This is a genomic window from Roseibium sp. MB-4, assembly GCF_053005265.1.
Genome location: NZ_JBRKQB010000001.1, coordinates 934,363 through 952,535 on the forward strand (window position 1 = coordinate 934,363; position 18,173 = coordinate 952,535).

The 18,173-nt window shown below is 56.9% G+C and carries 17 protein-coding genes and 3 tRNA genes; 1 reads left to right on the forward strand and 19 read right to left on the reverse strand.

Annotated features, from left to right (window positions below; translation table 11 throughout):
- Positions 1–12: 12 nt before the first annotated feature.
- From ACVDG4_RS04460 to ACVDG4_RS04535, 16 genes are all read right to left on the reverse strand, one after another.
- A complete protein-coding gene (locus tag ACVDG4_RS04460) occupies positions 13–1,530 on the reverse strand; it encodes an NADH-quinone oxidoreductase subunit M (RefSeq protein WP_209177719.1) in 1,518 nt (505 codons plus the stop codon).
- The gene (nuoL, locus tag ACVDG4_RS04465) at positions 1,530–3,542 is read right to left on the reverse strand and encodes an NADH-quinone oxidoreductase subunit L (RefSeq protein WP_447234160.1); all 2,013 of its coding nucleotides are present in this window, start codon (positions 3,540–3,542) and stop codon (positions 1,530–1,532) included. The genes ACVDG4_RS04460 and nuoL overlap by 1 nt, the downstream gene beginning before the upstream one ends.
- Positions 3,543–3,548: 6 nt before the next feature.
- The gene (nuoK, locus tag ACVDG4_RS04470) at positions 3,549–3,857 is read right to left on the reverse strand and encodes an NADH-quinone oxidoreductase subunit NuoK (protein WP_008192836.1); all 309 of its coding nucleotides are present in this window, start codon (positions 3,855–3,857) and stop codon (positions 3,549–3,551) included.
- A 97-nt stretch (positions 3,858–3,954) separates the two neighbouring features.
- Complete coding sequence (locus tag ACVDG4_RS04475; RefSeq protein WP_133950075.1) at positions 3,955–4,569, reverse strand: NADH-quinone oxidoreductase subunit J; 615 nt, start codon at positions 4,567–4,569, stop codon at positions 3,955–3,957.
- A 91-nt stretch (positions 4,570–4,660) separates the two neighbouring features.
- Positions 4,661–5,146, reverse strand: coding sequence for an NADH-quinone oxidoreductase subunit NuoI (nuoI, locus tag ACVDG4_RS04480; protein ID WP_447234161.1), 486 nt, complete (start codon positions 5,144–5,146; stop codon positions 4,661–4,663).
- Between the two features lie 20 nt (positions 5,147–5,166).
- Positions 5,167–5,403 carry a hypothetical protein gene (locus tag ACVDG4_RS04485; protein WP_133950077.1) on the reverse strand — a complete coding sequence of 79 codons (237 nt, stop codon included), beginning with the start codon at positions 5,401–5,403 and terminating at the stop codon, positions 5,167–5,169.
- A gap of 11 nt (positions 5,404–5,414) precedes the next feature.
- Positions 5,415–6,473, reverse strand: coding sequence for an NADH-quinone oxidoreductase subunit NuoH (gene nuoH / locus ACVDG4_RS04490; RefSeq protein ID WP_447234162.1), 1,059 nt, complete (start codon positions 6,471–6,473; stop codon positions 5,415–5,417).
- A gap of 16 nt (positions 6,474–6,489) precedes the next feature.
- Positions 6,490–8,553: an NADH-quinone oxidoreductase subunit NuoG gene (gene nuoG, locus ACVDG4_RS04495; protein ID WP_447234163.1), complete on the reverse strand. Its 2,064-nt coding sequence runs from the start codon at positions 8,551–8,553 to the stop codon at positions 6,490–6,492.
- 26 nt (positions 8,554–8,579) lie between these two features.
- Entirely contained in the window at positions 8,580–9,881 is a 1,302-nt protein-coding gene (gene nuoF / locus ACVDG4_RS04500) for an NADH-quinone oxidoreductase subunit NuoF (protein ID WP_428525917.1), read from the reverse strand.
- 9 nt (positions 9,882–9,890) lie between these two features.
- Positions 9,891–11,147, reverse strand: a complete 1,257-nt coding sequence (locus tag ACVDG4_RS04505; protein WP_447234164.1) for an NADH-quinone oxidoreductase subunit E — start codon at positions 11,145–11,147, stop codon at positions 9,891–9,893.
- Positions 11,148–11,228: 81 nt separating this feature from the next.
- The gene (locus tag ACVDG4_RS04510; RefSeq protein ID WP_133950087.1) at positions 11,229–12,413 is read right to left on the reverse strand and encodes an NADH-quinone oxidoreductase subunit D; all 1,185 of its coding nucleotides are present in this window, start codon (positions 12,411–12,413) and stop codon (positions 11,229–11,231) included.
- An 11-nt stretch (positions 12,414–12,424) separates the two neighbouring features.
- Entirely contained in the window at positions 12,425–13,030 is a 606-nt protein-coding gene (locus ACVDG4_RS04515) for an NADH-quinone oxidoreductase subunit C (protein WP_008196555.1), read from the reverse strand.
- A gap of 87 nt (positions 13,031–13,117) precedes the next feature.
- A complete protein-coding gene (locus tag ACVDG4_RS04520; protein WP_040451925.1) occupies positions 13,118–13,696 on the reverse strand; it encodes a NuoB/complex I 20 kDa subunit family protein in 579 nt (192 codons plus the stop codon).
- Complete coding sequence (locus tag ACVDG4_RS04525) at positions 13,687–14,052, reverse strand: NADH-quinone oxidoreductase subunit A (protein WP_447234165.1); 366 nt, start codon at positions 14,050–14,052, stop codon at positions 13,687–13,689. The genes ACVDG4_RS04520 and ACVDG4_RS04525 overlap by 10 nt, the downstream gene beginning before the upstream one ends.
- Before the next feature lie 463 nt (positions 14,053–14,515).
- Positions 14,516–14,592, reverse strand: a tRNA-Asp gene (locus ACVDG4_RS04530).
- A 42-nt stretch (positions 14,593–14,634) separates the two neighbouring features.
- Positions 14,635–14,711 (reverse strand) — tRNA-Asp (locus ACVDG4_RS04535).
- A 345-nt stretch (positions 14,712–15,056) separates the two neighbouring features.
- On the opposite strand from ACVDG4_RS04535, the gene ACVDG4_RS04540 reads away from it, so the two are divergent.
- A complete protein-coding gene (locus ACVDG4_RS04540; protein ID WP_447234166.1) occupies positions 15,057–15,431 on the forward strand; it encodes a potassium channel family protein in 375 nt (124 codons plus the stop codon).
- Positions 15,432–15,491: 60 nt separating this feature from the next.
- On the opposite strand, the gene ACVDG4_RS04545 is transcribed toward ACVDG4_RS04540, so the two are convergent.
- From ACVDG4_RS04545 to hbs, 3 genes are all read right to left on the reverse strand, one after another.
- Positions 15,492–17,156, reverse strand: a complete 1,665-nt coding sequence (locus ACVDG4_RS04545; RefSeq protein WP_447234167.1) for a Na/Pi cotransporter family protein — start codon at positions 17,154–17,156, stop codon at positions 15,492–15,494.
- Positions 17,157–17,409: 253 nt separating this feature from the next.
- A tRNA-Val gene (locus ACVDG4_RS04550) sits at positions 17,410–17,485 on the reverse strand.
- Between the two features lie 256 nt (positions 17,486–17,741).
- The gene (gene hbs / locus ACVDG4_RS04555; protein ID WP_008192569.1) at positions 17,742–18,017 is read right to left on the reverse strand and encodes a non-specific DNA-binding protein Hbs; all 276 of its coding nucleotides are present in this window, start codon (positions 18,015–18,017) and stop codon (positions 17,742–17,744) included.
- Positions 18,018–18,173 lie beyond the last annotated feature (156 nt).

Below are 18,173 nucleotides of genomic sequence, written 5' to 3' on the forward strand. Positions count from 1 at the left end.
CCCTCGAAACTCTTAGTGCGCCGTGGCCGCATGCTGGGTGACCCCAGCAGCTTCAAGGGCCGCGGTATATTGATTGATCAGGTTATCGACGGATCCCTGGGTCACATCCAGGATGGCCATCGGATAGAAACCGAAGAAGATCGTCAGGATGATCATCGGGACCAGGATGACCTTTTCGCGAAGATCCAGATCGAGGATCGACTTGAGGCTTTCCTTGTCCAGGGAGCCGAACACGACCCGGCGGTAGAGATACAGCGCATAACACGCCGACAGGATCACGCCCGTTGTCGCGAACACAGCAACCCATGTGTTGACCTGGAACGCTCCCATTAGAACGAGAATCTCTCCAACGAAGCCAGAAGTGCCAGGCAAACCGACATTGGCCATCGTGAAGATGAGGAACGCGACCGCATATTTCGGCATCCGGTTAACGAGGCCGCCATAGGCCGAGATCTCCCGGGTGTGCATCCGGTCATAGATGACCCCAACGCATAGGAAGAGCGCACCGGAAACGATGCCGTGGGAGAGCATCTGGAAAATACCACCCTGCACGCCCTGCGGCGTCATGGTGAAGATCCCCATGGTCACGTAACCCATATGGGCAACCGAGGAATAGGCAATGAGCTTCTTGATGTCTTCCTGAGCCAGCGCAACCAAGGAGGTGTAAATGATCGCAACGACCGACAATGTGAACACCAGTGGTGCAAACATATCGGAGGCAAGCGGGAACATCGGCAGGGAGAACCTGAGGAACCCGTATCCCCCGAGTTTCAGAAGAACACCCGCCAGGATCACGGATCCGGCTGTCGGCGCCTCAACGTGGGCATCCGGCAACCAAGTATGCACCGGCCACATTGGCATTTTCACTGCAAAGCTTGCAAAGAACGCGATCCAAAGCCAGGTCTGCATTTCAGCCGGGAACGGATAGGCCAGAAGTTCCTGGATGTCCGTCGTGCCGGCCGTCCAGTACATCGCCATGATCGCGACCAGCATCAAAACCGATCCGAGCAGCGTGTAGAGGAAGAACTTGTAAGACGCGTAGACGCGCCGGGCCCCACCCCAGACGCCGATGATCAGGAACATCGGGATAAGGCCAGCTTCGAAGAAGACGTAGAAAACGACGATGTCGAGTGCGCAGAACACGCCGATCATGAGCGTTTCCAGGATCAGGAACGCGACCATGTATTCGCGCACGCGCTTTTGAACGCTCTCCCAGGACGCCAGGATACAGAACGGCATCAGGAACGTCGTCAGGATGACGAAGAGAACCGAAATGCCGTCGACACCCATCTTGTAAGTGATGTTCGAGCCAAGCCAGTCCCGCTCTTCGACAAACTGGAACCCGGGGTTCGAGTAGTCGAAATAGGCCCAGATCATCAGGGAGAGGACAAACGTCATCGATGTGGTGACAAGCGCCACCATGCGCATCTGACGCTTTGCGTGGTCGTCATTGCCTGGCACCAGCAGGACGAACACAACACCCAGCAAAGGCAGGAATGTCGTGAGTGACAGAATTGGCCAGTCAATCATTAGTGTGCACCCCCGCCGGTGCCCGCACCGGTGAACATCGACCAGGTGATCAAGGCCGCCACACCGATCAGCATCGCAAATGCATAGTGGTAGAGATATCCGGTTTGCAGTTTAACGACCCAGGTCGTGACACCCTGCACCCGCGCGGCGATCCCGTTCGGCCCATAGCCGTCGATCACGGTGCCATCGCCCTTCTTCCAAAGAACGCGGCCAAGCCACATTGCGGGACGGACAAAGATGAAATTGTAAAGCTCGTCGAAATACCACTTGTTCAACAGAAACTGGTAGAGCGCAGAATGGCGTTCGGCCAACTGCTTCGGCATTTCCGGTGAGCGGATGTAGAACTGGTACGCCACCAGAAGCCCGGCTGCCATCATGACGAATGGCGACAGACGCACCCAGGTAGGAACGTAGTGCATGTCATGCAGGACATGGCTGTCGGCAAACGCCGGCAAGGACCCCGCCCAGAAGGCTTCATAGGCCGCCTCGTCGAAGAAGAACGGGCCGTAGAAGACCACGCCGGCCAGAACCGCGCCGACGGACAGGACGAACAGCGGCACCGTCATCACCAGCGGCGATTCATGAACGTGTTTCATCACATCAACAGAAGCGCGTGGTTTTCCGTGGAAGGTCATGAAGGTCAGACGCCAGGAGTAGAAGGACGTCAGGCCAGCCGCGATCACCGTCAGCCAGAAGCCGTACAGTGCCATCGGATTTGGATGATCTCCGCCGCCAGCTGCAAACGCGGCCTCGATGATGCCGTCCTTTGAGACGAAACCGGCAAAACCAATATGAGTTAGCGGAATACCGACACCGGTCAGCGCCAGCGTGCCAAGCATCATGGTCCAATAGGTGATCGGAATGTGTTTGCGAAGACCACCCATCTTGCGCATGTCCTGTTCGTCAGACACGGCATGGATCACCGAACCTGCACACAGGAACAACAGCGCCTTGAAGAACGCGTGCGTGAACAGGTGGAACACCGCGATGGAGTAAGCTCCAATCCCGAGCGCCACGAACATGTATCCCAACTGCGAACAGGTGGAGTAAGCGATCACACGCTTGATATCGTTTTGAACAAGCCCGACCGTTGCGGCAAAGAACGCAGTGGTCGCACCGAAGAACACGATCACGGCCAGGGCGAAATCGGACAGCTCAAACAGCGGCGACAAGCGCGCCACCATGAAGACACCCGCTGTGACCATGGTCGCAGCGTGGATGAGCGCAGACACCGGAGTCGGGCCTTCCATCGCATCCGGCAGCCAGGTGTGCAGAAGGAACTGCGCTGACTTGCCCATTGCCCCCATGAACAGAAGTAGACAGATGACGGTCATCGCGGCCTGGGCATCAAGGTGATAGCCCATGAAGTTCATGACTTCACCCTGCTCTTCAATGAAGGACGGAGCGTCATTGAAGATCGTTGTGAAGTCGATGCTGCCAAACAGGTAGAAGACGCCGAAGATGCCGAGCGCAAACCCGAAGTCACCGACACGGTTGACGACAAATGCCTTCATCGCCGCCGCATTGGCGGACGGTTTCTTGTACCAGAAGCCGATCAGCAGATAGGATGCAAGACCCACGCCTTCCCAGCCGAAGAACATTTGCAGAAGGTTGTCAGCGGTCACCAGCGTCAGCATGGCGAAAGTAAAGAGCGACAGGTAAGCAAAGAAGCGCGGGCGGTGCGGATCGTGATGCATGTAGCCAATGGAATAGACATGCACCAGTGCGGACACTGTGTTGACAACGACCAGCATGACAGCTGTCAGCGTATCGACCCGGATTGACCAAGCGACATTGAGATCGCCGGCGCTCATCCAGCGGAACAGGTGAACTACCTGGGCTTCGGAACCTCCGACCCAGAACCCGATAAATGCCCCCCAAGACATAAGCGCTGCCAGGATCAACAGGCCACTTGTAATGTACTCGGATGCCTTGGCACCGATTGACCGGCCGAAAAGACCGGCAATCAAAAATCCGATCAATGGCAGGAACAGGATCGTAGCGTAGTACATCAGCCCCTACCCTTTCATCACGTTGACATCTTCCACGGCAATGGAGCCGCGGTTCCGGTGGAAGACCACCAGGATTGCAAGACCGATCGCAGCTTCTGCGGCCGCGACGGTCAAAATGAGCATGGTGAATACCTGCCCGATCAGATCGCCGAGGAACGACGAAAAGGCGACGAAGTTGATGTTCACGGCGAGCAGCAACAGCTCAACCGACATCAAGATGACAATCACATTTTTCCTGTTCAGAAAGATCCCGAAGATCCCGATCACGAACAGGATCGCCGCGACCGACAGATAGTGCGACAGACCGATTTCCATGGGCGCCTCGCCGTGCTCCCCTCATTTACCCCAACCCTGAACCGCACGGAGGAGCGTGCCGGTTGCAGGACTTATCGAACGACGCGAACGTTTCGCGTCAAATACCCTTGCCCGTTTCGACCTTCCGGACCTCAACTGCGGCTTCGCGTGTGCGGCCAACCTGGGTCGGAATGTCCTGACGTTTGACATTCGGTTTGTGGCGCAGAGTCAGAACGATCGCGCCGATCATGGCCACCAGCAGGATCAAACCGGCGACCTGGAAGAAATAGATGTATTTGGTGTAGAGCACCGAACCGAGCGCCTCGATGTTGGTCATCTCGGTCAGCGGCGGTGTTGGCTCCACGGTGTTCGCAGTCAACTCCGGCAGAATGACCCAAGCTCCAAGACCCATGAGCAGCTCGACCAGAAGGATAAGCCCAACGAGGCCACCTACCGGCAGATACTGCAAGAAGCCCTGGCGCAGTTCCACAAAGTCAACATCCAGCATCATAACGACGAACAGGAACAGAACGGCGACCGCGCCGACATAGACAACCACCAGCAACAGCGCCAGATATTCAGCACCAAGCAGAATGAACAGTCCCGCGGAATTCACGAAGGCAAGGATCAGAAACAAGACCGAGGTCACCGGGTTCCGGGCCGCGATCACCATGAATGCCGACGCGACTGTGACGCCTGCAAACAGGTAGAAAAAGAGGGCTTTCAGGATCATTTCAAAGACCTGCCTGTCGTGTGGCCTTTCGGCCAGAAAATGCGGGGCCCGGCCGGATTGCCAGGCTGAACTTGGAGTGTGCGGTTAGCTCCTAACGGTAAGGAGCATCCATTTCAATGTTTCGAGCGATTTCACGCTCCCAACGATCCCCATTCGCGAGCAGCTTTTCCTTGTCGTAGTAAAGCTCTTCACGGGTTTCGGTGGCGAATTCGAAGTTTGGACCCTCAACGATTGCATCCACAGGGCACGCTTCCTGGCAGAAGCCGCAATAGATGCATTTCACCATGTCGATGTCGTACCGGGTCGTGCGGCGGGTGCCATCGTTGCGGCGCGGGCCGGCTTCAATGGTGATCGCCTGAGCCGGACAGATCGCTTCGCACAGCTTGCAAGCAATGCAGCGTTCTTCCCCGTTCGGATAGCGGCGCAACGCATGCTCACCGCGGAACCGAGGGCTTACCGGGCCCTTCTCGAACGGATAATTGACCGTTGGCTTCGGTTTGAAGAAGTAGCGCATCGCCAAGAAGAATGACGATACGAACTCTTGCAGAAACAGCGATTTGACGGTTTGTCCAACCATCGCGTTAGCCTCTCTTTACCTCAGCCAGCCAGCAGGCTGGCGGCCCAATAGCCGACAATCGGAAAGCCGATCACCGGAATACCAAAAATCAGTGCACCGATTGGTGCCCGGTATCTGGCAACGACACCACCGTCGCCGCCAGCTTGTCTGTTTTTCGTCTCCGCCGCCTGAAGGATGCCCTTCAGGATCTTCCAATCGAGCCAGCCGACATAAAGCCCAACGGCAGCTCCGATCACTCCGGGGAGCGACACTTCCATAAACCGTCCCCTTACGCCGCGCCCGGCGCCCAGCCTGTGATCATCAGAACAGTCGCGACCACAAACACCATGGCGAGCGAAAGCGGCAGGAACACTTTCCAGCCAAGACGCATCAGCTGGTCATAGCGGTAGCGCGGTACCATCGCCTTGACCATGGCGAACATGAAGAAGCAAAGCAGACACTTCAGGATGAACCAGATGACGCCCGGCACCCAGGTGAACGGTGCGAAGTCAAACGGCGGCAGCCAACCACCCATGAAGAAGATGGTCATCAGAGCGCACATCAGGCAGATCGCGACATACTCGCCGAGCATGAACATCATGTACGGCGTGGAGCCATATTCCACCATGAAGCCGGCGACCAGTTCTGATTCTGCTTCGGCCAAATCGAATGGCGGACGGTTGGTCTCAGCCAATGCCGACACGAAGAACACCACGAACATCGGGAACAGCGGCAGCCAGTACCAGTTCAGAATATTTAGCCACGGCACGCCCAGCATGTCTGCAAGGCCGTTTTCTTGCGCCAGAACGATACCGGTCAGGTTCAAGGTGCCTGCGCACAACAGAACCGTGACGATGACGAACCCGATAGAGACTTCGTAAGACACCATCTGCGCTGCGGACCGGAGGGCTGACAGGAACGGGTACTTGGAGTTGGACGCCCAACCGCCGATGATCACACCATAAACTTCCAAGGAGGATACAGCGAAGACAAACAGCACACCGACGTTGATGTTCGCAATCACCCAGCCATAGTCCACCGGAATGACTGACCAAGCCACCAAGGCAAGCAGCACGGACACGAGGGGCGCCAGCAGGAACAGAACCTTGTTAGACCCTGACGGGATCACCGGTTCTTTCAAAACAAACTTTAGAAGATCGGCAAAACTCTGGAGAAGTCCCCAGGGCCCGACAACGTTCGGGCCACGGCGGATCTGAACAGCCGCCCAGATCTTGCGGTCCGCATAAAGCACGTAGGCGACGATCACCAAAAGCACGACAAGCAACAGAACGCTCTGGAATACCATCCAGAGGAACGGCCAGCCGTAGGTGGTCATGAACTCAGCCATTTCGGTCCCCTACCCCTTATTCCGCAGCTTCTGCGGCACGCGTTTTCGCGAGCGCCGAACACTCGGCCATCACCTTGGAGGCGCGTGCGATCGGGTTGGTCAAATAAAAGTCCCGGATCACGTTTGCGAACCCGGCGCTGTCCATTTTGGCTTTGCCATTGGCCAGCTTCTGAATATCTGCCGCATCGCCGGCTTCGATGGAATCGATCGCTGCCATATGCGGAACGGCTTCAAAGAGCTTAGAGCGCAGCTGCGGCAGTGAATCAAATTCCAAGGCCTGACCGAGAACGGCTGACAGAGCCCGAAGGATTGCCCAGTCCTCGCGCGCATCACCTGGAGGGAAGCCCGCGCGATCCGCCATTTGAACCCGGCCTTCCGTGTTCACGTAGATGGCAGATTTCTCGGTGTAAGCTGCGCCCGGCAAGATCACGTCGGCACGGTGTGCACCGCGATCACCATGAGTGCCCTGATAGACCACAAACGCGCCTTCCGGAACTTCAATCTCATCAACGCCGAGCAGGAAGAGAACATCCAGCGCGCCGCTTTCCAGCATGCCGCCCGTGTCCTTGCCGCCATCGCCCGGGACAAACCCGATGTCGAGCGCCCCGACCTGGGAAGCTTCGGTGTGGAGGATATTGAAGCCGTTCCAACCGTCCTTGATCACACCCAGGGATTTTGCGGCTGCCGCAAGGTTCGCCAGGACAGCTGCGCCATCGGCCCGGTTCAAAGCGCCCTGCCCAATGATGAACATCGGCTTTTTGGCCTTGGCCGGTGCGTGTTTGACGAATTCCTTAATGCTGTCCGGACCGGCCCCAAGGTAGGTGACCGGGTAGGTCAGATCAGCATTTTCACCGATCACACCAACGGTCAGATCGCCCTGTGCCCAACGCTTGCGGATCCGGGCGTTCAGAACCGGTGCCTCAACGCGCGGGTTGGTGCCGATCAGCAAGATGGCATCTGCCTCTTCAATTCCCTGAATTGTGGAGTTGAAGAGATAGCTCGCGCGGCCATTCGACGGATGCAACGGTGAGCCCGGGAATCGGCTGTCGATGTTGGCGGAGCCGATTTTTGCCATCAGGCTCTTAAGCGCAAACATGTCTTCAACACCGGCAAGCTGCCCTGCGAGCGCACCGACCTTGTCAGCGGATGTCGCTTTGACTTTGTCGGCAATGATTTGGAACGCCTGAGACCAGGAAACCGGCTGTAGTTTGCCATCGATCTTCGCATACGGGCGATCAAGACGCTGTGTCTTCAACCCGTCCCAGATGTAGCGGGACTTGTCGGAGATCCACTCTTCGTTGATCTCTTCATTGAGCCGCGGCATCACGCGCATGACTTCCTTGCCGCGTGTGTCAACGCGAATAGCCGAACCGAGCGCATCCATGACGTCGATGCTTTCGGTCTTGGTCAACTCCCAAGGACGGGCGTGGAACTCGTAGGGCTTATGCGTCAGCGCACCAACCGGGCAGAGATCGGCCACGTTGCCCTGCATTTCTGAGGACAGCGCCGCTTCCAGATAGGTGGTGATTTCCGCATCTTCCCCGCGGCCAATCAGGCCCATGTCCGACACACCTGCAACTTCCGTGGTGAAACGGACACAGCGCGTGCAGTGAATGCAGCGGGTCATGATCGTCTTGATGAGCGGGCCGATTTCCTTGTTCTCAACCGCGCGCTTGTTCTCATCGAACCGCGTGGTGTCGACACCATAGGCCATCGCCTGATCTTGAAGGTCGCACTCCCCGCCCTGATCGCAGATCGGGCAGTCCAGCGGGTGGTTGATGAGCAGGAACTCCATCACCCCTTCGCGGGCCTTCTTGACCATTTCGGATTTAGTTTCAACGACCGGCGGTTCACCGTTCGGGCCCGGACGCAGATCCTTGACGCCCATCGCGCAAGACGCGGTCGGCTTGGGCGGTCCGCCCTTCACTTCCACCAGGCACATGCGGCAGTTGCCGGCAATCGACAGGCGGTCGTGGTAACAAAACCGCGGAACCTCGGCGCCTGCCTCTTCACAAGCTTGAAGCAGGGTGTAGTCCGCCGGGACGTCTACCTCATTGCCGTCGATGATGAGCTTCGTCATCCGCTGCTCTCCAAATTCCGTTCCGCTTACTCAGCCGCCACCATGGTCGAAGACGTTCTCGACTTGGCGACATAGTCATCGATGCGTTGCTCGATGACCGGCCGGAAATTCTTGATCAAGCCCTGGATCGGCCAAGCAGCCGCATCTCCGAGAGCACAAATTGTATGGCCTTCGACCTGCTTGGTGACCTTGAAGAGCATGTCGATCTCTTCATAGGAGCTCTCGCCCTTCACCATGCGTTCCATCACACGCCACATCCAGCCTGTGCCTTCCCGGCAGGGCGTGCACTGGCCGCAGCTCTCGTGCTTATAGAAGTAGCTGAGGCGGGCAATCGCCTTGATGATATCGGTCGACTTGTCCATGACGATCACCGCCGCAGTGCCAAGGCCGGAGCCCATGCCGCGCAGTGTGTCGAAATCCATCGGTGCGTCTTTGATCTCTTCCGCCGTACAGCACGGGACCGAAGATCCGCCGGGAATAACCGCCAGGAGATTGTCCCAACCACCACGAATGCCACCGCAATGCTTGTCGATCATCTCGGAGAATGGAACGCCGAGCTCTTCTTCGAAAGTCGCCGGCTGATTGACGTGACCAGAGACGCAGAAGAGTTTCGTACCGGTGTTGTTCGGACGGCCAAGGCTCGCGAACCAACCGCCGCCGCGGCGCAGGATGGTCGGCGCAACTGCGATCGATTCCACGTTGTTTACAGTCGTCGGGCAGCCGTACAGACCAACGTTTGCCGGGAACGGCGGCTTCAGGCGCGGCTGGCCCTTCTTGCCCTCCAGGCTCTCCAGCAGCGCTGTTTCTTCACCGCAGATGTACGCACCTGCGCCATGGTGAACGTAGATGTCGAAATCGTAGCCGTTCTTGTTGTTCTTTCCGATCAGACCGGCGTCATACGCCTGATCGATCGCTGCCTGCAGGCGCTCGCGTTCACGGATGAACTCACCGCGCACGTAAATGTAGGCCGCGATCGCCCCCATGGCGAAACCGGCGACCAAGCAGCCCTCGACCAGCGTGTGTGGATCGTGGCGCAGGATTTCACGGTCTTTACATGTGCCCGGCTCAGATTCGTCGGCATTGACGACAAGATATGCCGGACGGCCATCGGACTCTTTTGGCATGAAGGACCATTTCAGGCCGGTCGGGAACCCCGCCCCGCCACGGCCTCTGAGACCGCTGTCCTTCATTTCCTGGATGATCCAGTCGCGGCCCTTGTCGAGCAACGCCTTGGTGTTGTCCCACTGGCCACGTTTCTTCGCGCCTTCCAGACCCCAGTCGTGAAGGCCGTAGATGTTGGTGAAGATACGATCCTTATCCTGAAGCATCTCTTCCCCTTAGTCTTCGCTCTTGGAGGAAGCGACTTCGCCTGCTTCCACACGCTTGGAAAATTCGGTCTCTCCGCCGGAAGCAAGCAATTTGGCCTGCTCAATCCAGCCGTCACGCTCGATGCGCCCCTTGAACTTCAGCCGGCTGTCGACCCAGGCAACCTCTTCCGGCCCCCAGCTCGCGACTTGATCAAAGTGGAAAAAGCCGAGTTCATGCAACGTCGCTTCCAGCTTCGGCCCAACACCCTTGAGCTTTTTCAGGTCATCGGGTTTGCCGTCGCGGGCTTGCTTCAAGGTTTCCGGTGCCTTTTCAGAAACCGTTTCAGCAGCTTCGACCTTCGCTTCGGGCTTGGCCTTGGAGACAGGTGCCGGCTCGCTGGCCTTTTCAGCTGCTTTTTCAACCTTGTCAGCTGTTTTGGCAGCCGTCTTTTTCGGTGCAGCCTTTTTCGGCGCGTCCGCTTTTTTCTCAGCCGGAGCATCGGCTGGCGCTTCGGCTTTTGCCGCGAAAGCTGCCTTTACCTTGGCAACAGCGTCTTCGGCGGGTGTCGGCACACCGTCGTAGTCATTTCCGCCGGTGTTGATGGCAGCGCCTGCAAAATGGTGGGACGCCTTTTCAGACCCATCGACCACTTGCGGGACAGGCAGGGTGCCCGTGGTGTTGTCTTCAATCTCGGTCAGGCTGGTTTGCCCGCCCTCAGCCATGGAGAAACGGCGGCCATTCTGCGGGCCTGGCGTGACTTCATTCCCGGCTTCGATATCGTCCAGAAGCTTGTTGAAGCTCTCTTCGGTCAGATCTTCATAAGTATCCTTGAAAATCTGCACCATTGGCGCATTCACGCAAGCACCCAGGCACTCAACCTCTTCCCAGGAGAACATGCCGTCCTCGGAGATCTCGTGCATATGCTTCGCGATGCGGGATTTACAGATCTTGATCAGATCTTCCGAGCCGCGCAGCTGGCACGGTGTCGTGCCGCACACTTGAATGTGGGCTTTCTTTCCAACCGGCTGAAGCTGGAACATGGTGTAGAAGGTCGCAACTTCCAAAACGCGGATGTTCGGCATTTCCAAGAGATCAGCAATATAGCGGATCGCCGGTTCGCTGACCCAGCCATCGTTCTGTTCCTGTGCACGCCACAGAAGCGGGATGACCGCTGACGCCTGACGGCCGGCGGGATAGCGGTCGATCAGCTTCTTCGCCCAGCCGAGGTTTTCCTCGGTGAACTCAAAGCTATCAGGTTGTTCCGCCGCAAGCCTGCGAACTGCCATGAGGTAATTCCCGTTGTTATCAGCTGCCCGGCGCCGCTACAGCGGCTGCCTGGGTCGAAATTGTGTGGAGGATGCCCCGCATTAGCGGTCAACCTCGCCGAAAACGATGTCCATGGACCCAAGCACCGCTGAAACGTCGGCGAGCTGGTGGCCACGGCAGACGAAATCCATCGCCGAAAGGTGGGCGTAGCCCGGTGCCTTGATCTTGCAGCGGTACGGCTTGTTGGTGCCGTCAGCCACGAGATACACACCGAATTCGCCTTTCGGCGCTTCAACGGCCGCATAGACCTCACCCGGCGGTACGTGATAGCCTTCCGTGTAGAGCTTAAAGTGGTGGATCAACGACTCCATCGAGCGTTTCATTTCACCACGCTTTGGTGGAACGATCTTACCGTCAGCAGACGATACCGGACCGGTTTCCACCGTCAGCTTCTCCAGGCACTGCTTCATGATCCGGATCGACTGACGCATTTCATCCATACGGATCAAATACCGGTCATAACAGTCGCCGTTCTTACCGATCGGAATGTCGAAGTCGAGTTCGGAATAGCACTCATAGGGCTGCGATTTACGCAGATCCCAAGGCGCACCGGAGCCCCGGACCATGACGCCTGAGAAACCCCAGGCCCAGGCGTCATCCAGATCGACAACACCGATGTCCACATTCCGCTGCTTGAAGATGCGGTTGTCTGTCAAAAGACCTTCGATATCGTCCAGCGTCTGCAGGAACGGGTCACAGAAATCCCAGATATCATCCAGAAGATCCCGTGGCAGGTCCTGGTGAACACCACCCGGACGCACATAGGCTGCGTGCATCCGCGCGCCGCATGCGCGCTCATAGAAGACCATCAGCTCTTCACGCGGCTCAAAGCCCCACAACGGCGGCGTCAAAGCACCAACGTCCATCGCTTGTGTGGTGACATTCAAAAGGTGCGACAGAATCCGGCCGATTTCCGAATAAAGAACACGTACCAACTGCCCGCGCTTCGGCACTTCGATGCCGAGCATACGCTCAACGGCAAGAGCAAACGCGTGCTCCTGGTTCATCGGCGCAACGTAATCCAGTCGATCGAAGTACGGAACAGCCTGAAGGTAGGTCTTCTGCTCGATCAGCTTTTCCGTGCCGCGGTGCAAAAGGCCAATATGCGGATCGACGCGTGTGACCACCTCGCCGTCCAGCTCCAGCACCAGACGCAACACGCCGTGCGCCGCCGGGTGCTGCGGACCAAAGTTGATGTTGAAGTTACGAACCTGAGCCTCAGCCATCGGGATCCGCCTTAATTCGTCGTTGCTTTTTCATCGCCCGGCAGCACGTAATCCGTGCCTTCCCATGGCGAGAGGAAATCAAAGGTGCGCATTTCCTGGTTCAGGCGAACCGGCTCATAAACAACGCGTTTCTTTTCGTCGTCATAGCGGACTTCGACAAATCCGGTGACAGGGAAATCTTTGCGCAGCGGATGACCGTCGAAGCCGTAATCCGTCAAAATCCGGCGCAGGTCCGGATGGCCGGAGAACAAGATGCCATACATATCGTAGGCTTCCCGTTCAAACCATTCTGCTCCCGGAAACAGAGACGTCAGAGACGCGACCGGCGTCACATCATCTGTTTCGAGCTTCACGCGAATACGCTGGTTCTGGAAGGGGGAAAGGAAGTGGTACACAACGTCAAAACGTTTCTCGCGCGCCGGATAGTCAACGCCGCAAATGTCCGTCAGGTTGACGAACTTGCAGGAGGCGTTGTCGCGAAGATACCGCACCACATCAAGAATGTCGGACGCATTCACGACCAGTGTGAGCTCGCCGTATTCGACCTTCCAGGACACGAGGGACTCTGACAAACCGAGCTCGATATGCTCGGCGAGTTCCTTCAACGTTTCGTCCATGTTCGACCTCACTCCTTCGGAGCTCTCATTTGGGCCCCTTTGGCCCTCTTCCCTCAAATCCGCCGCCATTCAAAGCGGCGAATGCAATCAACGTTCAATCGTGCCTGTGCGGCGGATCTTTTTCTGCAGCATCAAGACCCCATAAAGCAGCGCCTCTGCCGTCGGAGGACATCCCGGGACGTAGATATCGACCGGGACGACGCGGTCACATCCGCGGACCACCGAATAAGAGTAGTGGTAGTAGCCACCACCATTGGCGCAGGATCCCATGGAGATGACATACCGCGGTTCCGGCATCTGGTCGTAAACCTTGCGCAGCGCAGGCGCCATCTTGTTGGTCAGCGTCCCAGCAACAATCATCACATCCGACTGACGCGGGGATGCGCGCGGGGCAAAGCCAAAGCGCTCAGCGTCATAGCGCGGCATGGACATTTGCATCATCTCAACGGCGCAGCAGGCCAGACCAAACGTCATCCACATCAAGGAGCCTGTGCGGGCCCACTGAATCAGGTTGTCGGTGGAAGTGACAAGAAAGCCCTTGTCGGCAAGCTCGTCATTGACTTCCAGGAAAAACGGGTCGTCCGCGCCAACCGGCTTTCCGGTATTCGGGTCGATTATGCCTTTCGGTTGCTCCGCGATGAGCGGCTTGGCAGTGGTCAATCCCATTCCAGCGCTCCTTTTTTCCATTCGTAGATAAATCCGACCGTCAGGACGCCCAGGAACACCATCATTGAGCCGTAGCCATACCAGCCAAGCTCACCGAAGGAGACCGCCCACGGAAACAGAAAGGCCACTTCCAGGTCAAAGATGATGAAGAGGATCGCAACCAGATAGAAGCGGATGTCGAATTTCATCCGGGCGTCGTCAAAAGCGTTGAAGCCGCACTCATAGGCGGACAGCTTTTCCGGATCCGGGTTCTTGTAAGCAAGCAGGAAGGGCGAGACCAGCAGCGCAAGGCCAATGACCAGCGCAATGCCGATAAACACGACGATCGGGACATATTCCCGCAGAAGTTCTTCCATGTTTTCGCGTCCTTGCATTTGGAGGCGGACCGGGAGGCGATCCGTACCGCAGCCCCGCCCTGTCCTGCACCGGATAGTACCATCAGGTCATGCGTGGCCCGTCGGTTTTTTCACTAATCCAACATGCGAGCGCACACCTAGCCCACGTATTGCTGCAACGCAAGACCCTAACCCGGTCAAGCTATTGCCACATTTAAACCAAATCCATAACAGAACGCTACAAAGCGCATAATTCGGCGGGTTTGAAAGGCAGGATTTTCTCTGCACAACCGGCGCGGCAAATTGGCCGCACGCCATGACCAATCAAGCCAATCATTAGAATCGCCTGCATTTGGCATCTATCCAGCGGAAACCCGGCTCATCAGGCACGACATTCAAACGCACCTGGACGCCGCAACGCGCACCGACGTCGGCCGGTTGAACTTGAATTGCTAAATTTTCGGAAAAAATCGGGAACCGTGAGTGGCGCGAGTGACGGGGCTCGAACCCGCGACCTCCGGCGTGACAGGCCGGCACTCTAACCAACTGAGCTACACCCGCACATTCACGGTATATATGCGCCACAAACCCAATTTGGGAAAGTGGCGCGAGTGACGGGGCTCGAACCCGCGACCTCCGGCGTGACAGGCCGGCACTCTAACCAACTGAGCTACACCCGCTTCGCGCGGCGACGTGATGTCGTCGCGAAGTGGCGCTGATGTACGGCGGCTGAGACATGAAGTCAAGCGCTCTGGCCGGACAATTATGTCGTTTTTTTAAAAGCCGTCTGTTTGAGCCATTTTGCCAACGCACCAAAAGCGTTCAGGTTGTGGACAACTCAATTTGCCAGATCGGTAATCGCCACATGAAATCCCGACGACGATGTGATTTTTTTGTCAGTGATTCAATACTTTAAGGTGCAGTGGGTAAGTAAAAGCACTTCAGCACTCAAAGCGAAAAACAATCCATCGAAACATTGATGCATATTGATTGCACACCGCCCCGGCTCAAGAAAGGACATTGCAATGCTGTCGACCGTTCTCACTCTGGTGCGTTTGCTGAAAGCCATTCTGCGATCATGGAACCGGCCGCATTTCCGCTCCGGGTTTCTCCTCGCAGGGCTGATCCTTTTCTCCGGCACCGTTTTTTACAAGACAGTGGAGGGCTGGAGCTGGGTGGATGCGCTCTATTTCAGCGCCATGACGCTGGCGACCGTCGGCGTAAGCGATCTTGCCCCACAGAGCGTTGCCGGCAGGCTGTTTACGGTGCTTTATCTGTTTGTCGGTGTCGGGGTGTTTGTGGCGTTGTTTGCCCAATTCGCCCGCGCACTTTTGCAGATCGAACAGGAAGTCGATTGGGCTGAAAATTTTAAATCCGACCACCCTGCGAATAAGGCTTGAGGGTCTTCCAATTTGGTCGGGTGCACAATCAATTGGCGCGCCCCCCGGACTGATCGAGATCTATTCTGCCGGAACAAGGCGCGTATTCCGCAGCTGCCCTTTTTCCGCAAGGATCGGCACAGCCACCGCTGCAAAGAGCGCGTTGATGTCCTTCAGGCTCCGAATAACCTCTAGATGCGCATTGCTGGACCCGAGACTGTCAGGCGTCCCGGATGTCAAACGCTCCAGGTGCCGGGCGTGGCTGATTTTTTCCAGGTCCCGCATCCGGTCTTTTTCTGCAATCAGCTCCCGCGCGGATTCCGCATCGCCGGACACAAGCACGTTCATGGAAAGTTGCATGTTTGCCATGACGCGGCCGTGCATATCCGACAGCTCCCGGAGCCCTTCTGCAGAAAACCGCAAATCCCGTTCGCGCATTTCCAAGGCAAGCGCATAGAGGTTCTTTGACACCAAATCCCCTGCCCGTTCCAGGTTGACCGAGAAACTGACGAGCTCCATGCTGCGCTCGGCATCTTCCTGTTTCAGCTCGTTCCGGCTCATCTCTGCGATATAGAGCTTGATGTCTCCATGGATCTTGTTCACCACCGCATCGCGCTTCTGGAGGCGCTCGATGGCTTCCGGATCACCGCGCTCCAGCATTAGCATGACCGGAGCCGCCATGGCTTCCACCACCTCCCCCATGCGCAACAGCTCGCGTGTCGCACTGGCCAGCGCCAGGCGCGGCGACGACAAGACGTTTTTGTCCAGGGCGCTGTTCTGCTCGGCAAAGCCTTCCGTCTCGCGCTCCGCTGCACTGGCTGCAAACGTATCGAGCACCCATGCGACCGGCTTCAGAAACGGCAAACAGACGATCACCAGTGTCATGTTGAAGAGCACATGCAAGGCAACCAATTGCGCCCCTTGGCTGCTGCCAAACAGAGGAACCTTCGGCAGCTCATCAAGCGCGATGAAGACGACCAGCGCTGCCAGCGCACCGGTTGTCCGGAACAAGAAGTTGCCAATCGGAAGCAGGCGCGCCTTTTGGTCTAGGGCACGGGTCAGCCATATAGCCACCACGCCAGCCCCGATATTGGCGCCGAAGACCAGCGGAACAGCGGCCATCATGGGCAATCCGGCCTGATCCGCAACCGTCGCAATCATCAAGATGGCAGCCACACTGGAGTGAACCAAAAAGGCCAGCAACGCCCCGACAAGCAAAGCAGTCACTGGGTCTGCGGCAAGGTGCGCTGCAACCGCCGGCATAAAGGATGCTTGTTTGAGTGGCTCGGTCGCCTCTGCAATCATTTGCAGCGAAATCAAAACCAGGGCGATCCCAATCAGGATCCGGCCAATTTGCTTCGCCGTGCGCGATGGAAGCTTCAGGAAGGTCCAAGCACCGACTGCGAGCAACAAGGGGATCAACCAACCTAAATCAAACGACAGAAACTGGACCACCAGCGCGGAGCCGAAATCCGCACCCAGAAGGATTGCCAGGCCCGCCGATGTCGACATGAAGCCTGAACTGGCAAAGCCGGCCGTCAGCATCGCAACGGCCGTCGCGCTTTGAAGCAGGATTGCAACCACTCCACCGGAGGCAATACCAATCAACGGATTGGCAGACGCGCGCCCAATCGTGCGCCGGATACTTGGGCCCGACACTCTCTCAAACCCTGTCCGCACCATGCGGACGGCGTAAAGGAGCAGCATAACCGCTCCAAGGAGCTTGAGGATTCCGATTGCAAGCATGGCGTAATTTTCTGACTTATCGTGACTTTATATTTTGCCGTCTAAGTTTCTGATACACACATTACCCCGCCAAACGCCAGCAATTTATGCACACAGTGCACTTTTCTTAAAAAGTCGAATGGAAAAACACAAAAAGGCCGCCCCCAATAAGGCAGCGGCAACAACGATTTAGAAACGCTCACGATAGATCGCCGAATGTATAGCATTCGGTTCAAAAACAGCTGCGCCAGTCATCGATTTTAAGTCGGGGGAATGGTGGGCGATGAGAGACTCGAACTCCCGACATCTTCGGTGTAAACGAAGCGCTCTACCAACTGAGCTAATCGCCCTCAACGAGGTGAGATGCCTTTTATGGGCTCCCTCTCTCCTTGGCAAGACCTATTTTCTAAAAAAATGCCATCGGCGTTTCTGCCTGTGGATGACCGTTTCATAAGGCACCCGCTCTCTCGCCTTTTACAGCCAAAGTCAGTTGCTACGAGTAACTTAGCGTTCTCTATGGCCGCCAAGTGCGCATAGAAAAAAACCCCGTCCTCGATTATTCGAGAACGGGGTTTTTTCAGTCCATGGACCGATGCAAACTCGCAATTAGGAGTTCACAGCGTCCTTCAGGCCTTTACCAGCCTTGAATTTCGGCGTCTTAGAAGCCGGGATCTGGATCGTTTCGCCAGTCCGCGGGTTCCGGCCTTCGGTCGCAGCCCGTTCGGAAACGGTGAAGTTACCAAAACCGATGATACGGACTTCGCCGCCGCCTTTCAGCGTCTCAGTGACAGCTTCAAAGCTTGCGTCAACTGCTTCGCCTGCCTGTGCCTTTGTCAGGCCGGTCTTTTCTGCGACAGCTGCGATCAGATCGTTCTTATTCATAGCAGATACCTTTCTAAGAAACGGACGTATGCCGACGATTCCTGTCAGCGCCGTTGCGCGAAACTCGCGAGATTTGAGCCGAAACGCAAGTGGTTTTTTCGCAGAAAACAGCCGTTTTGACCAATTATTCAAAAGAAAAGCCCCGGTTTTCCCGGG

Coding starts and splice junctions, on each gene's coding strand:
- ACVDG4_RS04460 (WP_209177719.1), bottom strand. CDS start 1,530: ATGATTGACTGGCCAATTCTGTCACTCACGACATTCCTGCCTTTGCTG.
- nuoL (WP_447234160.1), bottom strand. CDS start 3,542: ATGTACTACGCTACGATCCTGTTCCTGCCATTGATCGGATTTTTGATT.
- nuoK (WP_008192836.1), bottom strand. CDS start 3,857: ATGGAAATCGGTCTGTCGCACTATCTGTCGGTCGCGGCGATCCTGTTC.
- ACVDG4_RS04475 (WP_133950075.1), bottom strand. CDS start 4,569: ATGATCCTGAAAGCCCTCTTTTTCTACCTGTTTGCAGGCGTCACAGTC.
- nuoI (WP_447234161.1), bottom strand. CDS start 5,146: ATGGTTGGACAAACCGTCAAATCGCTGTTTCTGCAAGAGTTCGTATCG.
- ACVDG4_RS04485 (WP_133950077.1), bottom strand. CDS start 5,403: ATGGAAGTGTCGCTCCCCGGAGTGATCGGAGCTGCCGTTGGGCTTTAT.
- nuoH (WP_447234162.1), bottom strand. CDS start 6,473: ATGGCTGAGTTCATGACCACCTACGGCTGGCCGTTCCTCTGGATGGTA.
- nuoG (WP_447234163.1), bottom strand. CDS start 8,553: ATGACGAAGCTCATCATCGACGGCAATGAGGTAGACGTCCCGGCGGAC.
- nuoF (WP_428525917.1), bottom strand. CDS start 9,881: ATGCTTCAGGATAAGGATCGTATCTTCACCAACATCTACGGCCTTCAC.
- ACVDG4_RS04505 (WP_447234164.1), bottom strand. CDS start 11,147: ATGGCAGTTCGCAGGCTTGCGGCGGAACAACCTGATAGCTTTGAGTTC.
- ACVDG4_RS04510 (WP_133950087.1), bottom strand. CDS start 12,413: ATGGCTGAGGCTCAGGTTCGTAACTTCAACATCAACTTTGGTCCGCAG.
- ACVDG4_RS04515 (WP_008196555.1), bottom strand. CDS start 13,030: ATGGACGAAACGTTGAAGGAACTCGCCGAGCATATCGAGCTCGGTTTG.
- ACVDG4_RS04520 (WP_040451925.1), bottom strand. CDS start 13,696: ATGGGATTGACCACTGCCAAGCCGCTCATCGCGGAGCAACCGAAAGGC.
- ACVDG4_RS04525 (WP_447234165.1), bottom strand. CDS start 14,052: ATGGAAGAACTTCTGCGGGAATATGTCCCGATCGTCGTGTTTATCGGC.
- ACVDG4_RS04540 (WP_447234166.1), top strand. CDS start 15,057: ATGCTGTCGACCGTTCTCACTCTGGTGCGTTTGCTGAAAGCCATTCTG.
- ACVDG4_RS04545 (WP_447234167.1), bottom strand. CDS start 17,156: ATGCTTGCAATCGGAATCCTCAAGCTCCTTGGAGCGGTTATGCTGCTC.
- hbs (WP_008192569.1), bottom strand. CDS start 18,017: ATGAATAAGAACGATCTGATCGCAGCTGTCGCAGAAAAGACCGGCCTG.